Annotated in this window: 19 protein-coding genes; 10 read left to right on the top strand and 9 right to left on the bottom strand. The window is 37.6% G+C overall.

Annotated features, from left to right (window positions below):
- Window positions 1–343: 343 nt before the first annotated feature.
- On the bottom strand, window positions 344–697 hold the full coding sequence (locus QXL17_01210) for a hypothetical protein (protein MEM4257755.1): 354 nt from the start codon (window positions 695–697) through the stop codon (window positions 344–346).
- A 137-nt stretch (window positions 698–834) separates the two neighbouring features.
- Here QXL17_01210 and QXL17_01205 point away from each other — a divergent pair, with 137 nt between their 5' ends.
- Window positions 835–1506, top strand: coding sequence for a fumarylacetoacetate hydrolase family protein (locus QXL17_01205; GenBank protein ID MEM4257754.1), 672 nt, complete (start codon window positions 835–837; stop codon window positions 1504–1506).
- A gap of 19 nt (window positions 1507–1525) precedes the next feature.
- Here the strand turns inward: QXL17_01205 and QXL17_01200 are convergent, their stop codons facing one another.
- Together QXL17_01200 and pheT are read right to left on the bottom strand one after the other, a co-directional pair.
- A complete protein-coding gene (locus QXL17_01200) occupies window positions 1526–2443 on the bottom strand; it encodes a TIGR00269 family protein (protein MEM4257753.1) in 918 nt (305 codons plus the stop codon).
- Window positions 2444–2489: 46 nt separating this feature from the next.
- Entirely contained in the window at window positions 2490–4127 is a 1638-nt protein-coding gene (gene pheT, locus QXL17_01195; protein MEM4257752.1) for a phenylalanine--tRNA ligase subunit beta, read from the bottom strand.
- Window positions 4128–4247: 120 nt separating this feature from the next.
- On the opposite strand from pheT, the gene QXL17_01190 reads away from it, so the two are divergent.
- Window positions 4248–5381 (top strand): DUF373 family protein, encoded by a 1134-nt coding sequence (locus QXL17_01190; protein MEM4257751.1) that lies wholly within the window; start codon window positions 4248–4250, stop codon window positions 5379–5381.
- 72 nt (window positions 5382–5453) lie between these two features.
- Window positions 5454–6824, top strand: coding sequence for a site-2 protease family protein (locus tag QXL17_01185; protein ID MEM4257750.1), 1371 nt, complete (start codon window positions 5454–5456; stop codon window positions 6822–6824).
- 25 nt (window positions 6825–6849) lie between these two features.
- Here QXL17_01185 and QXL17_01180 read toward each other — a convergent pair whose 3' ends face one another.
- From QXL17_01180 to QXL17_01170, 3 genes are all read right to left on the bottom strand, one after another.
- Window positions 6850–7374, bottom strand: a complete 525-nt coding sequence (locus QXL17_01180; GenBank protein MEM4257749.1) for a 50S ribosomal protein L16 — start codon at window positions 7372–7374, stop codon at window positions 6850–6852.
- Window positions 7375–7468: 94 nt separating this feature from the next.
- On the bottom strand, window positions 7469–7921 hold the full coding sequence (locus QXL17_01175; protein MEM4257748.1) for a hypothetical protein: 453 nt from the start codon (window positions 7919–7921) through the stop codon (window positions 7469–7471).
- Window positions 7915–8784 carry an RsmB/NOP family class I SAM-dependent RNA methyltransferase gene (locus QXL17_01170; GenBank protein MEM4257747.1) on the bottom strand — a complete coding sequence of 290 codons (870 nt, stop codon included), beginning with the start codon at window positions 8782–8784 and terminating at the stop codon, window positions 7915–7917. The genes QXL17_01175 and QXL17_01170 overlap by 7 nt, the downstream gene beginning before the upstream one ends.
- Window positions 8785–8925: 141 nt before the next feature.
- Here QXL17_01170 and QXL17_01165 point away from each other — a divergent pair, with 141 nt between their 5' ends.
- The 4 genes from QXL17_01165 (at window position 8926) to ileS (ending at window position 14335) form a co-directional block, all read left to right on the top strand.
- Entirely contained in the window at window positions 8926–9495 is a 570-nt protein-coding gene (locus QXL17_01165; protein MEM4257746.1) for an exosome complex RNA-binding protein Csl4, read from the top strand.
- A gap of 24 nt (window positions 9496–9519) precedes the next feature.
- A complete protein-coding gene (locus QXL17_01160; GenBank protein MEM4257745.1) occupies window positions 9520–9783 on the top strand; it encodes a DNA-directed RNA polymerase subunit L in 264 nt (87 codons plus the stop codon).
- Between the two features lie 13 nt (window positions 9784–9796).
- The gene (truD, locus tag QXL17_01155; protein MEM4257744.1) at window positions 9797–11107 is read left to right on the top strand and encodes a tRNA pseudouridine(13) synthase TruD; all 1311 of its coding nucleotides are present in this window, start codon (window positions 9797–9799) and stop codon (window positions 11105–11107) included.
- 96 nt (window positions 11108–11203) lie between these two features.
- Window positions 11204–14335, top strand: coding sequence for an isoleucine--tRNA ligase (gene ileS, locus QXL17_01150; protein MEM4257743.1), 3132 nt, complete (start codon window positions 11204–11206; stop codon window positions 14333–14335).
- Window positions 14336–14525: 190 nt separating this feature from the next.
- On the opposite strand, the gene mobB is transcribed toward ileS, so the two are convergent.
- Window positions 14526–15149, bottom strand: a complete 624-nt coding sequence (mobB, locus tag QXL17_01145) for a molybdopterin-guanine dinucleotide biosynthesis protein B (protein MEM4257742.1) — start codon at window positions 15147–15149, stop codon at window positions 14526–14528.
- Between the two features lie 109 nt (window positions 15150–15258).
- On the opposite strand from mobB, the gene QXL17_01140 reads away from it, so the two are divergent.
- The 3 genes from QXL17_01140 (at window position 15259) to QXL17_01130 (ending at window position 18171) form a co-directional block, all read left to right on the top strand.
- Window positions 15259–16470: an MFS transporter gene (locus QXL17_01140; GenBank protein ID MEM4257741.1), complete on the top strand. Its 1212-nt coding sequence runs from the start codon at window positions 15259–15261 to the stop codon at window positions 16468–16470.
- Window positions 16471–16498: 28 nt separating this feature from the next.
- Window positions 16499–17383, top strand: coding sequence for a DMT family transporter (locus QXL17_01135; protein ID MEM4257740.1), 885 nt, complete (start codon window positions 16499–16501; stop codon window positions 17381–17383).
- Between the two features lie 65 nt (window positions 17384–17448).
- A complete protein-coding gene (locus QXL17_01130; GenBank protein MEM4257739.1) occupies window positions 17449–18171 on the top strand; it encodes a hypothetical protein in 723 nt (240 codons plus the stop codon).
- Between the two features lie 22 nt (window positions 18172–18193).
- On the opposite strand, the gene QXL17_01125 is transcribed toward QXL17_01130, so the two are convergent.
- Entirely contained in the window at window positions 18194–18829 is a 636-nt protein-coding gene (locus QXL17_01125) for a zinc-ribbon domain-containing protein (protein ID MEM4257738.1), read from the bottom strand.
- A 278-nt stretch (window positions 18830–19107) separates the two neighbouring features.
- Window positions 19108–19341: an Lrp/AsnC ligand binding domain-containing protein gene (locus tag QXL17_01120; GenBank protein MEM4257737.1), complete on the bottom strand. Its 234-nt coding sequence runs from the start codon at window positions 19339–19341 to the stop codon at window positions 19108–19110.
- Between the last annotated feature and the right edge of the window lie 72 nt (window positions 19342–19413).

Raw genomic sequence — 19413 nt, 5'->3', positions numbered from 1 at the left:
TGTCGATTCTTTTTGCATCCCATAGTATATCCCATCCAAAGGAAGGAATGGGATACATTTATTTATACTCAAACGTTCTTAACCGATGACACATGAAATCATATTATATATCATTAGTGATATAGATTATATACCAAACATTTTCTGAAGGAAAATATCAAAATTGATATAAAAAATATACTCATTTTTCACTGCGCGATATCTCTACGCTCCACAATAGAGAAATAACTGGAACAGTTGGAAAGAAGCATAGCATAGTAAACGAAAAGGATACTAACCACACGTATTGACCATAAACAATGAAAAAATGAGGGGGATGGGATGCGCCCCTCACTAAAGAAGCCTACGTATTACTATTTCGAAGTAACCATGCATGACGAGGTATTTTTTCATAAATGAGGTATGGTGATTCTTGAATTGGTTGCTGATCTGCCGCGTTCTTAATTGCCTCATGATCAAATGACCAATAGTATTTCCGTACAATTTTTGAATTCTCTTTAAATTCTTCTCTCCGAACTTTGAGAATTTTTTGCCGATGAAGCTCATAAAAAACACCACGAGTATATTTATCCAGTTTCATATCTTCAACTTCTTCTTTACCACGGAATGTTTTCTTTAATGTTTTTACAAGTTCAGTTGCATCAGTATGCGACATTTCAAAGCTATTTTTCAAAGCCTTAATAAGTATTGAGTTCATTGTTCGTCACCACAATTACTTCTTTGCCTGTTTTGCTTTAAACCTGTTGTTGTACAAGTGGTATCAAGGTTCTCGACAGTTGGTACCAATTGTAAAAAAACAAGGGTTTATACCATGAAAATCATATTACTCATTTAATGACCTACTACCAATTTCAAGAAAGAGATACAAAAAAGCTACCAATTGGAAAAATCGTTTGTCTGGGTAGAACCTACCAAGAACATGCAGCTGAAATGCACGCACCAGTAACCCAAGAACCACTCTTGTTTTTAAAACCGGAAAGCTCAGTGATCTTCACTGGTGGCTCAATTATTATACCGAAACGATCACGCTGTTTGCATCATGAAGTTGAATTGGGGTTAGTTATCGGCAGAAAAGCATCCTGTATCCCCAAAGAACAAGCCTTTAACTATATCTATGGATATCTCGTTGGTTTGGATATCACTGCCCGTGATCTGCAAAGCGTTGCGAAGAACAATGGCTGGCCGTGGACCATAGCGAAAAGTTTTGACACCTTCACCCCGATTAGCACCGTGGTTAAAAAAGAAAAAATTTCCAATGTTTACCATCTCGACCTTGAACTCAAAGTAAATGGCGTCATCAAACAAAAAGCAATGATACAAGATATGATCTATTCTTTGGAATATATCGTCGCCTTTGTTTCAGAAATTATGACATTAAAACCTGGTGATTTGATTCTCACCGGGACCCCCTGTGGTGTTGGTGAGATTCAGACCGGCGATATTCTTGAGGCACGTCTTGGTACGTATTGTACACTTGTGGTTGATGTTCGCCAAAAAAAGAATTGATCTAGTACTTGCACGTTGCCTACTTGAAGATCCGTTGTTTCAAAAGACAGGTTTTACAAGTTTTTTGTGACGTTGGTTCGCCACACACAGTACATGTTTGGATGTCTGATGTCTGATTTAATTTGATGAGAAAATCCTTAATCATATCGTAACTTTTTATGATGCCATGGCGGGAACCTGGACTCTGTTCTTCAAGGGTGTCAATAACAGCTCGATAGTACCCTCTGCTCGCTCGAACTGAATAAGGACACTCTGCATGATGAAACGGTATGTCATTAAGGATAGCATAGAGCATGACTTCGTTTTCTGGGATCATCCGCAGAGGCATAAGCCGAGGAATAAGACCTGGTTGCAGTGTGGTATGCGGCCCAAGACGTGCAAGTTTCTGCAGATCATTGTGGACAAAATTCATCAGGATCGACTGAGCAGTATCGTCAAGATTATGGCCCGTGACGAGTTTTGTGATACCGAGTTCTTTTGTTTTCTGATTGAGGCAGAACCGTCTAAACACACCGCAGTACGAACATTCACCGATAGCGTCGTTTCTTTGTGCAATATCATCCATCGTCATCCCAATGGTTTGCTGAAAGGAAACAATGTGATGATCAATGCCAAGTTTTTTACAATGTTGTTTGGCAATTTGTATACTTGTATCTCGGTAGCCCTGTATTCCTTCATCAACAGTTATTGCAGAGAGTGTCACTGTTGGTCGTTTTGAAAAAATTTTATGCATAAGATACAGTGTTGTGCTGCTATCTTTTCCCCCAGATATGGCAATACCAAGATTTGTATTGTTTTTTGTTTTTCCTTGCTGTTTCAGTTCTTTTTGAACTCTTTTTTCAACATATTCATTAAAATGATGTTTACATAAATGATTTCCATTGTATCGAATGAAGATGACTGAGGGTTTTGAGCATTTTGAGCAATGTATCGTCATGATCCGATCAATCCTTTTGTTAGAACAGAGGTGAACATCATGTATTTTAAACGAAGAGATGATCAACAAAGAGTTCAAAGGCAATAATTGGATGTTCTAAAGAAAAATTTTGAATAGTTTGTGGGTGGATTTCCCCGAAAAATCCTACTTCTTTTTTGTTATGAATAACTGCTGCGCACCGTCCTTCGATAAACGCACCATGTTTCTTTTCTTGAAGTGAATAGGAACAATTGACTTCTCGGAGAACTGCTTCAACCAGGGATTTCGACTGGGTGAAATGTGCTTTCGCATCGATGACAACCGCTGCAAGATGAGTAGTGTTTTTTGCTGATTCATTAACAACAACACCAAGTTCAAAGATACGCTGAGGAAGTGGATGATGGCGGTTTTCCCGTAACAGTTTTAATAACGATGGAAGTAAGCTCATGCGTAACCGTGAATATTCCTCGCCAATTGGGTTTGCAATGTGAACCATATTTTGGTGTGATAGTCCAAGACTGACTAGTTCATCATGTTCATTTGATATCGTAAATGTTGTTACTTCGTTGAATCCTAAGCCCATCAGAGTGAGACGGAGTGTCTCATGTAGTTGATGATTTGGAAGGGTTTTTCCAAAAGTAGTACCTTTTGGTTGTTCTGGTTGAAACCGATCATAACCATACCCAACAGCTACATCTTCAATAAGATCAATTTCATGGAGAATATCTGAACGCCATGCTGGTACCTGGACCTGGAGAGTATCGTCCTTCTGTTCGTCAGTCGCATATCCCATTCGTGCAAGACATTGTGCAATTTGTTGATTTGTCAGACTGACTCCAAGTTTTTTATTGATTTGCACACAGGAAACAGTCATGTGTCGCGGTGAAAAATCAGGTGTAATCATAGTTTTTTTACCATCTCGTACGGTCGTAGTATAGATATTGCCACCTCGTTCGGCAAGCGCGGCTACAACAATAGTCAACGCTGAATGTATTGCTTTTTCATCAGTTCCTGTAACATCAATGAAAATATCTCTTGTTGCTGGAGTTACTTCAGTCAAACTGCCATTGATAATAGGAGGAAATGAGAGAACGTTGTTGTTTGCATCAAGAATAATGGGATAGGTATCAAATGATTTGAGTAAATCAGCATATTCAATCCCTTTTTCATGATTTGCAAGAATTTCTCGCAAGGTCATAGGTTCTGTCTTTGCGAGTGGGATAAAACTAATGGCATCAGGATCAACAGCAGTATAGGTAAATGGCGGTTTTACCGGTTTAAAATCATGAACGCCAATTGCGACTTTTTTTCGATTCCTCCCAAGACCAACATGCAGTTTTTCTTGTAACTCCATGAGTGAACGAATAATCGTATCAGTCATAGTAACATTTGTAACCAAGGCAGATACAACGAACGGTCTGATTTTTTTAACACTTGCGTCAACAATCAAGGTGACGTCTGATTTTTTTGTGATATATGTCGCTAAACCTGGAGAAAATCCAAAAAAAGCTCGAGATGCTCGAGCGATTCCTTCAACTGAGGTTAAATCTGGCCGATTCGGGAAAAATTCAATATTGATTATGTCTCCTTCAACAGAGTCGAGATCACCGCCAAGCATGGGAAGCTTTTCAACCAGTTCCTCTTTTGAGAGATGATGGCCAAGTAATGTACTGAAATCTTGATAGTCAAAGCTAATTAACGGCATACAATCATGGTGAATATCACTCCTCATATTAGTGAATTGTGGTTAGTTTAAAAGAAAACTTTTTTTGTTTATGCTCATAAAACTTTATAAATCAAATGTGTTATCAATTATGAATATAAAATGGCTAAAATTCTCATCCTTAACATTGATCGTGATGATGATTTTGGACGGAAAGCACACATACAAAGTCCGATTATTGGATTATCGAATAATCTAGAAGCTGCAATGGCGTTAGGTCGAGTTGACCCAGAAGATTCTGATGTGAATGCTATCTTTTCAGCCATACATGCGTATGAATCAATGAAAAAAGAAGGAAAAGATGTTGAAATTGTAACAATTTGTGGTGATATTAGTGTTGGATTTAAGTCTGATGCTCGCCTCACAGAACAGCTTCAACAGGTTATTTCACAACTCGGCGCGGAAGAAGCAATCCTTATCAGTGATGGTGCTGAAGATGAGTTTATTTTGCCCCTGGTTCAATCAAGGATAAAGATTACGTCGATTCAACGGGTCACCGTAAAACAGAGCAAGCAACTTGAAGATGCATACTATCGTGTGATTAAGCTGCTTGATGATGACAAAGTAAAAAAACAATTTTTTATTCCAGTAGCCTTGATTCTAATTGTATGGGCGATTTTTGTAATTCTGAATATGGCTGCAACTGGTTTTGGTGCGATCCTATTTACCTTAGGAATCTATTTACTTATCCGAACGTTTAACTCTGAAAAAAAAGTCGCCAGTTTGCTCCGAGAACTCCATTCTGGTCTTGTCGCAGGACGACCCTTTTTTTATTCATATATTCTTGCACTTGTTATCATTGCAGTCAGCATCTTTTACGCAATGAGTAACACTGTTTTTAGTGCTGAGGTCCCCTTGGTGTTATCCATAATTACTTTTGTACGACATATCACATGGGGTATTGTAGCTGCTGGTTTACTTGCAGCGTTTGGTCGTGTTGCTGATACGTATGTTCGTGATAAAAAAATATTATGGCAATATTGGACAATACCGTTTTCATTATTTACCTTCGGCTTTATCGTTTCAGCAGTCTTAGAATCACTGTACAATTCAATTGTCAATAAATTTTCCATTGTCACATTTTTTTCTGCAAATTTTATTGGCTATACCTCTGCAGGGATTATCATTGCTTTTATCGGTGCCATATCATATCATTACATTAAAGAAACCTATCTCATTGAGCATCATGAAAAAGAAATCGACGAGCAGACACAAATCGCCAGCGCGCTCAAATGACAATTGTTTGTTCATATTTTTTAATGACGTGGTTAGCTTTAATAAAGGGCAGAGTATTCCTTGATCCTAACTATGACAATATTTGAGGGTTTCTTTCTATTTATTTGCCTACTCAGCATCTATGCTGTCTCAGTTTTTATCCTGAGGAAAAAGAATATCCTTGAACGATATCATATCTCTCTATGGGGCCCTGCGTTGATGTGGCGGACTGAAAAAGGAATCGGTTTTTTGAAACGACTGGCACAACGAAATCGTTTTTGGAGTTGTTTTGGCACTGCAGGTATTTTATTTTGTTTCATTGCTATGTTTTTTATGACTGCGATGATTATCTGGCAAGCATGGGCAGTACTTGGTTTCACCCCTGAACAAAAACAAGCATTACCTGGAATTGAAGTCGCATTAGTAATCCCAGGAATTAACCCAATACTTCCTCTCGCCTTTTTAGGATACATCCTTCTTGGTTTAATTGTCGCAATGGTTGCTCATGAATTTTCCCATGGAATTCTCACGATTCTTGGAAGGCTGAAAGTTAAATCACTGGGGATATTGTATCTAATTGTCCCAATTGGTGCATTTTGTGAACCTGATGAAGAAGAGTTAAAAAAAGCACCGATCATACCCCGAATGAAAATTTATGCAGCTGGACCTTTTTCAAATTTTCTAGTTGTGCTACTAAGTATTTTTCTGTTTTCATTTGTATGCATGTCTGCTGTTCAACCTGCTGCTGATGGTGTTAGCGTTATCTATATCGTTGACGATACTCCTGCAGCTCATCTTGGCATACAGCCAGGCATGATTATCTCTAAGTTAAATGATACTCAAATAAAAAATCTTTCAAGTTACAAACAAATACTAGCTGCTACAAAAGCTTTTCAGACGGTAAACATCACCTACGTTCAAGGAAAAACAGTTTTTTCATCTCAGATTACGTTTGCTGATGCATATACCTATTTTCAGAATGATTCATATCGAAATGTAAGCTTTGCGGGTTGGCAGGTAAGTCAAGCTCATGTCGGCTTTCTCTCCGTATTACAAAATCCTTTTCAAGATTTTCCGAATGGTCTGATGATTCTCTATATCATCCCGCTCTGGGGATATTTCCAAGGATACAATCCCCTTGTTGCCCCTTTTACTGATGCGTTTGTCATTACAGGACCACTCAGCATCATTCCTCCTTCAGTGTTTTGGACCATTGTGAATGCAGCGTACTGGATCTTTTGGTTGAATCTCGCGGTCGCCTTGTTCAACGTCTTACCTATGATCCCGTTAGATGGCGGTTTTCTGTTCAACGATGCATTACACGACCTGGTGAAACGCTTGAAGAACAACATTCCTGATGCACAACGAGAGAAGCTGATAAAACATATCTCACTAACGCTTTCATTAATCGTATTACTGCTTGTTTTCTTTCCCTGGATTATGAAGTATCTCTTTCCGGGATAAAAAAGGACACGAAAAATATCATTTTTTATGCTTGTTTGAGCGGCGTAGGACCTTTGACAACATTAATGGTACAGGGTGTTGAAAGTTTCATGCTTGCTTTCCGTAATGCATCTTTAGCTAAGGAGAAAAACTGTTCTGTTGTTTCAAGTGTCATAATAATCTGATCCGGTTTGACACGTGCCGCAGTTCCAACCGGTTTACCATAGGCTCGTCTCATTCCCTGCGATACACGATCTGCCCCAGCCCCTGTTGCTTGTTTGTTTTCTCGTAGGACAATATGTGGATAGACCCGGACATGAAGCCGATAATTTGCAAGTCCTGCTTTTGATTCAAGTGTTTTGTTCGCAGAGACACGAGCTGCCTCAAGCGAATTATGACGAAGTTGACATTTTTCAACAGCATTTAACGTTAAAAAAATAGGAAAATCTTCGGTTTTATTTCCAATGACAAATTGAGTAATACGCGGTGCAGGAACACCACCCATATATTCACGACGGGTTGTCGCCATACTTCGAACATATCGATACATACTTGCTGGTTTTCGCGCCATATCCGAACACCTATGATTTTTATTATTGTAGGGATGTCGAAATAAACAAGGTATTTATAAGGCTTTTTAAGGCTTTTCACATTATGCATTTTTGCTATAGTTCCGGGTGTCTATCCAATTTTAAAAAAATACCACGATCAAGAATATGTTTCAAAACTTGCGAATGACTCTTTGAATCTTGAATGAGCTTCCCATATCCAAGATTCTCATCATGTATATTCTGCACTAGTTTTAAACAACCATCTTCTTTTTTTCCTAATATTTTGATGATATGTTTCTGTTTTAAATTTTTACCATATAAAAAATCAAGCTCTCCGAGTTCACTAACGATAACTTTTTCACAAGAAATCTGAGCAAGAATATCAAGCAGCGCAAATGAAGGAAAAAACTCATTGTTTTTTTCTCTGCCCAGATAAACACCAAATACATTTTCAGGATGTGGAAGCCGATAGTTTTCAAGATACTTATTTGCTAGAAAATATTGATGCCCGCGTTGAATATACATAATATTTTTATTTGTAAATTGGCGAATAAATACGTTTAACATTTCTTTAACCTCGCAATAAAAAAACCAATGGTCTCTGTCTTATCTGGCCATAGACGACGGCAATACCGCATAGATTCATCAAAATGATACTGAAATGCGGTTGTTAACCCAGGATCTCCGATACAGTTTATTTTTTCAAGTTTGATGGGAAACGTATCAAGAGCATATTGAACTACGCATTCATCTTCTTCTGGTTCTAATGAACAGGTACTATACACAAGAATTCCACCAGGATTTAAGAGTGATATCGCATGAGCGACCAGTCTTTTTTGAAGTTGTGAACGTTCAGTTATTCGCTGGAGAGTATTTTTTTCAAACCATCTTGATTCAAGCATATAATTTCCAGAACACGGCGCGTCAAGTAATATATAATTAAAACAGGTTTGTATTTTCAAAAAATCCATATTATATGCGATACAATTGTCTATTCCAAGCCGTTCAAGATTTAATCGAAGTTTTTGAAAGCGCTGTTTATTATTATCCACTGCAATAACATTAGCCATAGAAGCTAATTGACAAGTTTTACCTCCGGGAGCAGCACATGCATCGAGGACAAGCTCACGGGGAGAAAGGATCTGTGCTGGTAGTTGCGATGCTGCATCTTGAATGTAGAAAAGTCCAAGTAAATATTCAGGGCAGCTCACAAGGTTAAAAGGTTCTTTTAGTATCCGAAACCCATGTGGTACAAAAGGTATTTTTTCAAGATCAAAACCTCGATTTAATAATCGTTTTTTGAGATTCTCAGAACTGATTTTTTTTGTATTAACCCTGATACAACGATATAACTGAAACGGTTTAATTTTTCCGCCAATCTCTGTGTATCTTTTTTGGAAAAAATGATACGTATTATAAGAACGGTTCATATCTCAACAGAATTGTTCCTTTGTCTATTTAAATTTTTATTGAATGTTGCATAGAACAGGCGCTGAGTATACCCAAACCTTTAAAAAACCAATGAGATTGCCGTAACTGTACATAAAAGAGAAAGGACGCAGTGTTTCTTGATGAAAAAAAAAGTTGTCATGCCTGGAGATCAATTGTCAACCTGTGAAGAACTTCTTCCTGGTGACGGAACTTTTGAAGAAAATGGTATTATTCGTGCTGCTCGAATTGGAAAATATACTGTTGATGAAAAACATCGTAGAGCACGTGTTGAGCCTTTGACAAGTATACCGGTAACACTCAACAAAGGAGACACCGTTATTGCTCAGGTAGAAATGGCAAAGCCGACCATGATTATTGCTGAGGTTGTTCACGTTGTTGGAAAAAATCGAGCGGTGTCAGGTGATACCAATGGAACCATTCATGTAAAAGAAATAGCTCACGGGTATATCAAAGATGCCTCAACTGAATATAAAGCAGGAGATTACATTCTTGCAAAAGTTATCCAAACACATCCCAGTGTTCAACTTGCGACAAAAGAACGACATCTTGGAGCGATTAAAGCATTATGTTCAAAATGTCGCCATTCACTCATAAAAAAAGGAAACAGTCTTGAATGCGAAAATTGTGGAAATAAAGAGCATCGACGTATTTCATCAGAATACGGAGAAATTGATATTACTAAATTATAATAAAGATAGTTCAGGTGAAGAAAAATGAAGTTACAAATTTTAAAAAAGACAAAAACAGAACTCGAAGTTGAAATAACAAATGAAGATGAAACAATCCTTCATCCAATCACTCATGTTCTCCTCAAGAATGATGATGTCGAATACGCCTCATGCATGGCTGATCATCCCTTATCAAATAAACGACGATTATTCATCAGAGTAAAAAAAGGAGATCCGATCCAGATTTTAAAAAAAGCAGTACAATACCTTGAAGATGAAATAAAAACATTCGGCAAAAATTTTGAATAAAAAAAATTTATCTATGAATTCTGCTGCTTTTGAACATACGATTGGAATTGAAACATATTTTACGCAGGAACCAGGATGCGGCGGGAAATTACGAACCGTTCCCGAAGATTTTACCGTTCAAGAAACATTTCATTACCCTTCAAGAGACGATACCGGAATATTTACCATTGCAGAAATCTCTTGTCGTAATTGGGAGACAAACACCTTAATTCGTGAAATTTCAAAAAAACTACGTATATCTCGTAATCGAATTAGTTTTGCAGGTACAAAAGATAAACGCTCAGTCAATACTCGACTGATGTCCTTTGCTTCAGTTTCACCTGAATCGCTCCAAAAATTAAAGATTAAAGACGTCGAAATAAAAAATATTTTCAAATCAAAAAGACCTGTTAAACTGGGCGACCTTTATGGAAATTATTTCACGATAACAATTCGAAACATTTCTAACTCCTATCCTGAATCATCTCTGAAAAAAAACCTTGACGTTCTAACAAGTTCTGGTGGTTTTCCAAATTTTTTTGGGATACAACGGTTTGGTGCTATTCGCCCGATTAACCATCTCATTGGAAAATATATTGTTTCTGGAGATTTTGAACAAGCAGTAATGACTTATCTGACCGCTCCTTGTCCTGAAGAAGATCCGATGATTGCTGAACTGCGGAGTAATCTCAAAAAAACCTACGATTTTACTACAGCATTACACCAATTTCCTAATCACTTGAATTTTGAAAAAGCAATTCTTAATAACCTTGTTGTAAATCCATCGGATTTTCTCTCTGCATTACAACAGCTTCCAAAAAATCTTCTATTAATGTTTATCAATGCATATCAGTCATATCTATTTAATAAAATGCTCAGTGAACGCATGCATCGAAAGTTACCATTACATCAAGCTTGTATTGGCGATATTATTCTTCCATTTCGGAACAATGTTGTATCAGATGAATACATTACCGTTTCATCTTCAAACAGTGCGAAGATTAACGAGCAAGTACAAAAACAAAAAGCATTTGTCAGTTGCATTCTCGTCGGATTCAAACCGGTTTTTTCAAGCGGAGAAATGGGTGAAATTGAACATGAAGTTTTCAAGCAAGAAAAGATAGACGTTCGAGATTTTGTTATCCCCGACATTCCCTTTTTATCCTCACGTGGCTCCCGACGATCGATTCTTGCACCACTCCGCAATTTAACGTATCATATTGAATCTGATACGTATCATGAAGGAAAAAAAGCAGTCATGCTTTCTTTCTCTCTGCTCAAGGGTTGCTATGCAACCTCGTTTCTCCGCGAGATCATGAAATCAGAAAACAGCCGAGATTATTAACATGATAAATACGGCGAAAATGATTTTAACAGGTTGTAGCCATTACGTGGTTATTACAAAGACGAATGCATATATGATATTCTGGAGTTCGGTTCAATGATCAAAACCCCCCCGCAAAAATACAATCCACAACAGATTGAACAGCACATACAACGTTTTTGGAAAGAACAGCACATCATGGAACAGTCAATACAACAGAGAAAAGGTTGTCCTTCCTATGTATTCCTTGAAGGGCCACCGACAGCGAACGGTCTTCCCCATCCAGGTCATGTTCTCACTCGAGTTATTAAGGATCTCATTCTTCGATATTATACCATGCAAGGATACTACATTTTACGAAAAGCTGGATGGGATACCCATGGTCTTCCTGTTGAAATAGAGGTTGAAAAAAAACTTGGGCTTGAAGACAAACAGGCTATTGAACGGTATGGTGTTAAACGATTTAATGAAGAATGTAAAAAAAGTGTATTTAAATATGAACAGGCGTGGGTTGATCTGACGCGAAGAATCGGTTTTTGGCTTGATATGGAAAAACCATATATCACATTAAAAAACGAGTATATTGAATCTGTGTGGTGGTCACTAAAACAAGCGTATGAGAAAAAATTATTATACAAAGGCCATAAGGTTGTTCCCTATTGTCCTCGATGTGGAACTGCCCTCTCAGCACATGAGTTGTCTCAAGGGTATAAAACTGTTGATGATCCTTCAATTTTTGTAAAATTCAAGTTAAAAAAGGAGGATGCATATTTTCTTGCATGGACAACAACACCATGGACGTTGATTTCAAATGTGGCATTAGCAGTTCATCCAAATGAAACCTATCTTAAAATTCGATATCGTGGAGATGTCCTGATTCTTGCTCAAGAACGAGCAGCGGTGCTCATGAAAGGAGATGAATATGATATTTTAGATCAATATACTGGGAAAGAGTTAGAACATATCGAATATGAACCGCTATTTACGTATGCAACAGTTGAAAAAAAAGCATGGTATGTTGTTCTTGCAGATTTTGTTACCATGAGTGATGGTACTGGTATTGTTCATATCGCTCCAGGTTTTGGTGAAGACGATTATATCGTCGGGAAAAAATATGATCTCCCAGTTGTTCAACTGGTTCAACTTGATGGAACCTTCCCACCGGAGGTAACCCTGTGGAAAGGACAGTTTGTAAAAGATGCAGATGCACATATTATTGACTATCTTGAACAGCAGGGCCTTCTTGCAGGAAAAAAAACATATACCCATGAGTATCCGTTCTGCTGGCGATGCGACTCGCCTCTTCTCTATTATGCTATGGAGTCCTGGTTTATCGCAATGACAAAGGTGCAAGATTCACTCATCCGAAACAATAATGCAATTACGTGGTATCCTGAACATCTACAACAAGGTCGTTTTGGTGATTTCATCCGCGAGGTAAAAGATTGGGCGTTATCTCGTGATCGTTACTGGGGAACACCGCTACCTATCTGGATTTGTTCGAATAAACGATGTTCTCATATCCTCTGTGTTGGGAGTGTTCAAGAGCTAAAAGAGGTCAGCGAATCATTCCCAGCAACATATGATCTCCATAAACCATTTGTCGATGAGATCATCGTACGTTGTCCAAAATGTCGTTCACAGATGGTCCGTGAAAAAGAAGTTATTGATTGTTGGTATGACTCAGGTTCTGCGTTTTTCGCACAATGGCATTATCCCTTTGAACATACTAAAGAATTTCAGGAAAATTTTCCTGTTGATTTTATTTGTGAAGCCCTGGACCAGACACGCGGATGGTTTTATTCGCTCCTCGCTATTTCAACGATTCTTTTTGATAAAAACCCATACAAAACAGTTTTGACCTTGGGCTTAGTTCTTGATAAAGATAATCAGAAAATGAGCAAAAGTAAACAAAATTATGTTGACCCAAATAGTATTCTTGATCATGAAGGAGCTGATGCGCTCCGATGGTATCTCATTTCAACGAATGCACCCTGGATGTCTACCAGATTTTATGAAGAAGCCGTAAAAGAAACATTAGGGAAATTTATTTTAACTTTGTGGAATTCGTACAACTTTTTTGCAACCTATGCAGTGCTTGATAAGTTTCATCCAAAAAAAGACTCTGTAGCTTTGTCAGAAAGAAATCTTCTGGATCGGTGGATACTCAGTCGATTGCAACGGCTAATTCAGAATGTCACTACAGCTGTCTCTCAGTTTGAAACCCATAAAGCAGCTCGTTTCATTGAAAACTTTATTATCGATGATTTTAGTAATTGGTATTTGAGACGATCACGAAAACGCCTCTGGAACGAAGAAAAAACCACAGACAAACTAGCAGGGTATTCCTCGATGTACGATATCCTTCTAGGTGTTACAAAGCTTGCAGCACCTTTTATTCCTTTTATCACCGAAGAGATATATCAAAACCTTCGAACATCAGATCAACCCGTGAGTGTTCATCTCTGCGATTACCCTGCTGCTGATACAACACAGATCAACGAGGAACTAGAACAGAGTATGACTACTATTCGTGACCTCGTGGAAGTTGGCCGTGCATTACGTTCAAAAGTTGGTATTAACGTCAGGTACCCCTTACCATCTGCAACGATTGTCTGTTCAGAAGCACAAGAAAAAAGTATCACGCCATTGCTTGATTTGTTAAATGAAGAAATTAATGTTAAAAAAATTTCTTTTGCTCGTTCCGATCAAGCATTTATGGACGAACAGATACACGTTTATGTACCAAGTATTGGGAGAAGATACAAAGAGAAAGCAAAAATACTTACCACCTACCTAGCAACTGCCGATCTCCCACTCTTGTACGAAAAAATTAAAACACAAAAAACAGTAAAAATCACTCTTGAAAATGAGACATTTGAATTAACTCAAGATGATTTTAAGAGGTCTGTCCGCGAGAAAGAAAATTTTACGAGAACATCTGTTGGCGACATTCAATTATTTTTAGAAACTACACGTTCTCCAGAGCTTGAGGCAGAAGGATTCGCCCGTGAAATAATCCGCAGAATTCAATCAATGCGAAAAGAATTAAACCTTTCTGTTGAAGAGAAAATACACGTCGAGATATCTCTATCTTCCGAAAGAAAAATATCACTCGAACCATGGTTGAATCACATCCGGAGTGAAACACGAGCAAAAAAACTGATTTTTACTGATTCACCGAAAGGAGAATTACTTAAACAATGGGACATTGATTCAGAGATTGTTCATCTCGGATTATCAAAGTGAATTTTTCTTTTGTCAGTCTGAAAAAAAGTGCAAAGTTTTTAAAGGGATAAAACCATTCGGTGGTTGGGACGGGATGCAGACGTGCAACGATTAAGTCAGAGCCGAGAGGACATTCTCAGTATATTCATGATCTCATTGATTGTACTGTTGTTCATTCTCATAAACGTAACAGGAACCCTGTAACAGTCTTTCAGGGTTTTCTCTTTTTTTTATACACAATCTTCAAATTCAAAGAAGAAATCCTATCAACACCTTTAAGTGACCGAACTAAACCAAGAACTGTGTTTTGAATTATGCGAGCAGGAAACTCAGAGAGTGGTATTTTTTTTCCGTTCACCTCAAGAGAGATTTCTGCTTCATTGTTTTTTTGTTTTTCTTTTTGTTTTTCTAATTCTTTTTTTATATACATCCATATCTCCTCCTCATTATTGTGATATTCCAGAATCGTATATGGTCTTTTCTTGATATCACCAACACGTATTTTTGGAATATGGGGATCCCGAGCACCCTCAACAAAAACTATATCAAAACAACCAAAACATTGAATGAATGTAAGAATTTCTGAAACATCCATCTTTTTTTTCGTTAAAAAATCAGTTTCAAACTGAGAAGAAAAAACAACACAGTGCGCACCAACAGAACCATACCTCCAAGTATCTTTTCCCTCTTGATCAATACAAAAAGCTTTCTCCGAACGTTTGATTACAGCGATACAACATCCTTCTAAAGTAAGACGTCGTATTAAACGCTGGATAATATTAGTTTTACCTGTATTTGAATAACCATAGAAACCAAGAACCACAGGTTCACACATAGAGAAACCCTATGCAGAAGATAAGTATATGTTTTACGATTTTCGTTTTGGATTTTGGATAAACAAATAATTATAAAGATCAGTATAATACCGCACCACATCCCTTTCTATGAATGAAAAGAAAAAAATTCTTTCCACAGTAAGCATGTATCATGCATTAACCGATGGATCTGTTTCTGTTATCCCGTTACTGTTTCCAATTTTTAAACAACTCTTTCAACTGTCCTATACTGAAGTTGGTATCATCACCGGTGGCGGACTATGTATCACCCTGATCTTTCAACTAATCATCGGAGAATATGGCGACGGAAAAGATACAGGTGTTTTGCTTTCATTTGGCATTCTCTGCACGGCTATATCACTCCTCCTATTATCAACCAGTCGTGATTTTTTCACGTTAGTATTCTTTATCTTTGTTCTTCGGTTTTCAACAAGTTTTTTTCATCCTCTTGGAGTCGGATGGATTTCTCGAACCTTTAAAAAAGAAGGCCTTGACTGGGCAATGGGCATCCAAAGTGGATCTGCAGATTTCGGAGCGTTTCTCGCTGTTTTATCAACCTTATACCTCACTGAGGTATTTCAAAATTGGGGTGCACCACTCTACATATGGGCAGGAGCTTGTTTCTGCGGCTTGATCATAGGTCTTCTTGCCATTAAAGATTTACAGCAACATGCACTCAGAGCGCCACGACAAAAAAATAGAACAAGGGGAAAAAAACAAACAATCCGTGAAGCATTTCAAGTGTTTAAACAGATTAAACTTCTCGCACCAGGTTTTATGATCAGCGGTGCTGCTTGGGGAGTAACAATCACCTATTTACCACTCCTCCTTACCGAGAAAACAACTCTCTCTTTACCTATAATTGGTATGAGTGTTGCTGTATGGATTGGTGTGGGAAGTATTACCTCGCTTTGCTATGGAAAAATACGAAACCGTATCAATCGGAAAAAGCTCATTATTCTAGCGTATTTTATTCTTGGAGGCATGAGCATCCTGCTCACGCTGAGTACCCAGTATTTTCTTATCATTAGTGCTATGATTCTCATGGGGATCTCGGTGTTTCTTACGTACCCAGCATTATTTTCCTTTGTTTCAGAAGTCACCCATGAATCAGTCGAAGGACGAACTTTTGGTATCATTTTTACCTTCCAAACTGGTGGAGGAACACTTTTGATTTTTATCAGTGGTTTCCTTGCTGATTTCTATGGAATTACTTTCCCCTTTGTACTTATTGGATGTTTATCACTTTTTTTTGCAACCGTACTTCTTTTGTATCGACGCACTACCTATGTTCATCATCAAATCACCAACAAAACATAAGTTCATGTCAAAATGAAAGGAAAGAAATATGACAAAAAAACCGTATCTAGCAATGATTGTCTCGATTATTGCTGTCTCATTCGCATCAATCTTTATTCTCACCTGCACAGCACACCCGCTTAGCATATCATTTTATCGAATCTTATTTACCACCATACTCGTCCTTCCTTTTGTTGTATTTTGCAAAAAAAACCGAAAAGAAATAAGAACACTACCCCTACCAAAAATTCTATTTATGATACTTATTGGGATTATCCTTGCACTCCATTTTGCACTATGGATAACCTCGCTTACACAAACATCAGTAGCAAGCTCCGTGATCCTCGTCACCGCACATCCAATGATTGTTGCACCAATCGCACACTATCTGCTTAAAGAGAGACTCGCAAAAATCAATATCCTTGGTATAGTCCTCTCAGTAAGTGGAGTCATTATTCTTGTCTCAGGAAACTACTACACAACGACAACTCTTGACAGTCTCGAGGGGAACATCCTTGCCATGCTTGGAGGAGTCGCTGCAGGTTTATATATTCTAGGTGGCAGAAAAACCAGAAATACCGTCTCAATTTTTTCCTACGCCGCAATCGTCTACGCATCTGCAACAACAACTCTTTTTTGCATCTGTATCCTACTACAAGCACCGATCATTGGTCTGAGTGCCACAGATTATGGTCTGATATTTCTCATGGCACTTATCTCAGGAATCTTTGGACACACCCTGTATAACTGGTCATTAAAATACATTAGAGCATCAATTGCATCGGTCATGCTTCTTGGAGAACCTATTGGCTCAACACTTCTTGCCTTCGCAATACCATGGATTAACCAACAACCACCCCAGTTTTCTCTTATTGGAGGTTCCCTAATTCTCGTTGGAATTTATCTAACCGCCCGAGTCCAGCATTTAGAGTAACGACTAGATATATACGAAAACATAACTTTTTTACAGAAGAACTACATATATACTAAGAAGATTGTATGAAAAATATTAACGAGCTCATTGAAAATGATGACTTGTATCAGAAGATGCTCGTTCAACGATGTTTTGACAGTAAAAAGAATACCGTTTGTTATGTCATCTTTAATGGAACACCCAGAGTTATAAAATGGTACCCCCCTGGACTTAAAAAGAATATGGATACTGAATACACCATTTTAAAAAAAGGAGCAAAAACACTCAATATACCAACCGTTTTCAAAAAAGATGAAAAAAACATAGTACTTATCCAAAGCTATATATCAGGAATAAATCTCTGCGACTATATCAATGACCCGCAAATAAAACTACGAGAAAAAGAAAATACCATACAAAAACTTGCAGACTGGTTTGTGAAATTCCACGATTTTTTCAAAACAACTGAGGGATACATGATTAGAGGAGATGCAATTCTTCGAAACTTTATCCTCAAAGAGGACGTTTGGGGCGTCGATTTTGAAGAGGCACGACTTGGAAAACCTATCGAAGATATCGCACGTATAACTGCTTCGATACTTAGCACTGAACCAATGTTTACTGACGAAAAATACCAACTCGGTCGACTGTTAATCGATATCTATCAACAGAACAGCGTCGTACACCTCGATGGACTCAATGAAGAACTTTCCTATGCATTATTAGAGATAAGTCAATGGCGACCTGAACAGGAAGAACTCCTTCGAAAATATGCACAAAAAATCAAAATAAAAGGATTAAAAAAATAAAAAAATAATTTCTTGATATTTATTATACAGAGCCAGTGCAACTCAGAAACGTTCCATCAGTTTCTGGACAGATCCGAAATGACGCTGATTTTGTAATATCAAACGCTGTGATCTCATCCATATAATCAATTGTTGCATACAAGGTTACGTCATACTTATCATTTTGTACGAGTAAATCCTTTTCATTCACCGTTATTGTTACTGTTTCACCAGCAGGTATATTGAGTGGATCACCTTGTTTAATATACTTTAGTGCATCAAATTTCAATGAACAAGGAACATCTTTCTTCAACGTATTTTCGATCATGATGGTAAACGTCCGAGGTTGTTTTGCAACTGCACTGGTAAGTTCCAATGGGGATACAAACAATACAGCAGCTGCAACAATTAATGCTACTAAAAAAATTCCAAGTACAGCTATTCGCGTTCGACGTTTACTAAAAACCCGCAAAAACGTTTTGAAAGGAATTTCTTTTTTTTCTTGAACAGGTTTTTGTTCGATGCTGTCTTCATCAACATCAGGTTTTTTTGCTTGTTTTGTTTTTTTCGATACTGTAGTTTTTGTTTTTTTCACATTCGGCACCGCAGCTCCACAGTCGGGACAGAATTTAAAACCGTCTTCGACTTCATCTCCACACTCTGGACAGAATCTAACCATAATATCACACCCATCCATATTTTCGTTTTCGTACAAATTAGTATTTACTATTTGTTTATAAAAATTGTTATGCAGCTAGCTATGCACATACACAAAGAAAAAAATTACCAAAAAACAATAATTTCGTCCCTCATCCCACGTCATAAATAACGTTGCTTTCTCCAAGAGGAGAAGAAAACACTATCCTTGTTTTAACGATAACTTATCCAAGCGATTCATCCATGGACTCAAAAGTCATGGATTTCTCACTCAGAATCCTTAAACAAAAGATAAGGATATTAACAATTTATAGCAGTTAGCGTCTTCGTATTAAGAACTCCTTGAACCGAACGGATAGTGTTAACTACAATATCACCTAACGATTCGTAGTCTTTCGTTTCAACTTTTGCGATTATATCATATTCCCCAAAGAGCTGATACAGTTCTTTTATCTCTTGTATCTTTGAAAGAGTTTCAAAAACTTTTCGTTCGAGAGTAGGTGTCACATTGATCAAAACAAAACCTATTGCCATGAATCTATCCTCCTAGTTTTCAAAAAACAATAACAAGATATTAGTATAATAAATTGTAGGTTGTATTCTCAA

The organism is Candidatus Thermoplasmatota archaeon (assembly GCA_038884455.1).
GTDB lineage: Archaea > Thermoplasmatota > E2 > DHVEG-1 > DHVEG-1 > JAWABU01.
This window is presented reverse-complemented; position numbering and strand designations above follow the sequence as displayed.

What these genes read in the sequence shown, in the direction of transcription:
- QXL17_01210 (MEM4257755.1), bottom strand. Translation starts at nt 697, where the DNA reads ATGAACTCAATACTTATTAAGGCTTTGAAAAATAGCTTTGAAATGTCG.
- QXL17_01205 (MEM4257754.1), top strand. Translation starts at nt 835, where the DNA reads ATGACCTACTACCAATTTCAAGAAAGAGATACAAAAAAGCTACCAATT.
- QXL17_01200 (MEM4257753.1), bottom strand. Translation starts at nt 2,443, where the DNA reads ATGACGATACATTGCTCAAAATGCTCAAAACCCTCAGTCATCTTCATT.
- pheT (MEM4257752.1), bottom strand. Translation starts at nt 4,127, where the DNA reads ATGCCGTTAATTAGCTTTGACTATCAAGATTTCAGTACATTACTTGGC.
- QXL17_01190 (MEM4257751.1), top strand. Translation starts at nt 4,248, where the DNA reads ATGGCTAAAATTCTCATCCTTAACATTGATCGTGATGATGATTTTGGA.
- QXL17_01185 (MEM4257750.1), top strand. Translation starts at nt 5,454, where the DNA reads ATGACAATATTTGAGGGTTTCTTTCTATTTATTTGCCTACTCAGCATC.
- QXL17_01180 (MEM4257749.1), bottom strand. Translation starts at nt 7,374, where the DNA reads ATGGCGCGAAAACCAGCAAGTATGTATCGATATGTTCGAAGTATGGCG.
- QXL17_01175 (MEM4257748.1), bottom strand. Translation starts at nt 7,921, where the DNA reads ATGTTAAACGTATTTATTCGCCAATTTACAAATAAAAATATTATGTAT.
- QXL17_01170 (MEM4257747.1), bottom strand. Translation starts at nt 8,784, where the DNA reads ATGAACCGTTCTTATAATACGTATCATTTTTTCCAAAAAAGATACACA.
- QXL17_01165 (MEM4257746.1), top strand. Translation starts at nt 8,926, where the DNA reads ATGAAAAAAAAAGTTGTCATGCCTGGAGATCAATTGTCAACCTGTGAA.
- QXL17_01160 (MEM4257745.1), top strand. Translation starts at nt 9,520, where the DNA reads ATGAAGTTACAAATTTTAAAAAAGACAAAAACAGAACTCGAAGTTGAA.
- truD (MEM4257744.1), top strand. Translation starts at nt 9,797, where the DNA reads ATGAATTCTGCTGCTTTTGAACATACGATTGGAATTGAAACATATTTT.
- ileS (MEM4257743.1), top strand. Translation starts at nt 11,204, where the DNA reads ATGATCAAAACCCCCCCGCAAAAATACAATCCACAACAGATTGAACAG.
- mobB (MEM4257742.1), bottom strand. Translation starts at nt 15,149, where the DNA reads ATGTGTGAACCTGTGGTTCTTGGTTTCTATGGTTATTCAAATACAGGT.
- QXL17_01140 (MEM4257741.1), top strand. Translation starts at nt 15,259, where the DNA reads ATGAATGAAAAGAAAAAAATTCTTTCCACAGTAAGCATGTATCATGCA.
- QXL17_01135 (MEM4257740.1), top strand. Translation starts at nt 16,499, where the DNA reads ATGACAAAAAAACCGTATCTAGCAATGATTGTCTCGATTATTGCTGTC.
- QXL17_01130 (MEM4257739.1), top strand. Translation starts at nt 17,449, where the DNA reads ATGAAAAATATTAACGAGCTCATTGAAAATGATGACTTGTATCAGAAG.
- QXL17_01125 (MEM4257738.1), bottom strand. Translation starts at nt 18,829, where the DNA reads ATGGTTAGATTCTGTCCAGAGTGTGGAGATGAAGTCGAAGACGGTTTT.
- QXL17_01120 (MEM4257737.1), bottom strand. Translation starts at nt 19,341, where the DNA reads ATGGCAATAGGTTTTGTTTTGATCAATGTGACACCTACTCTCGAACGA.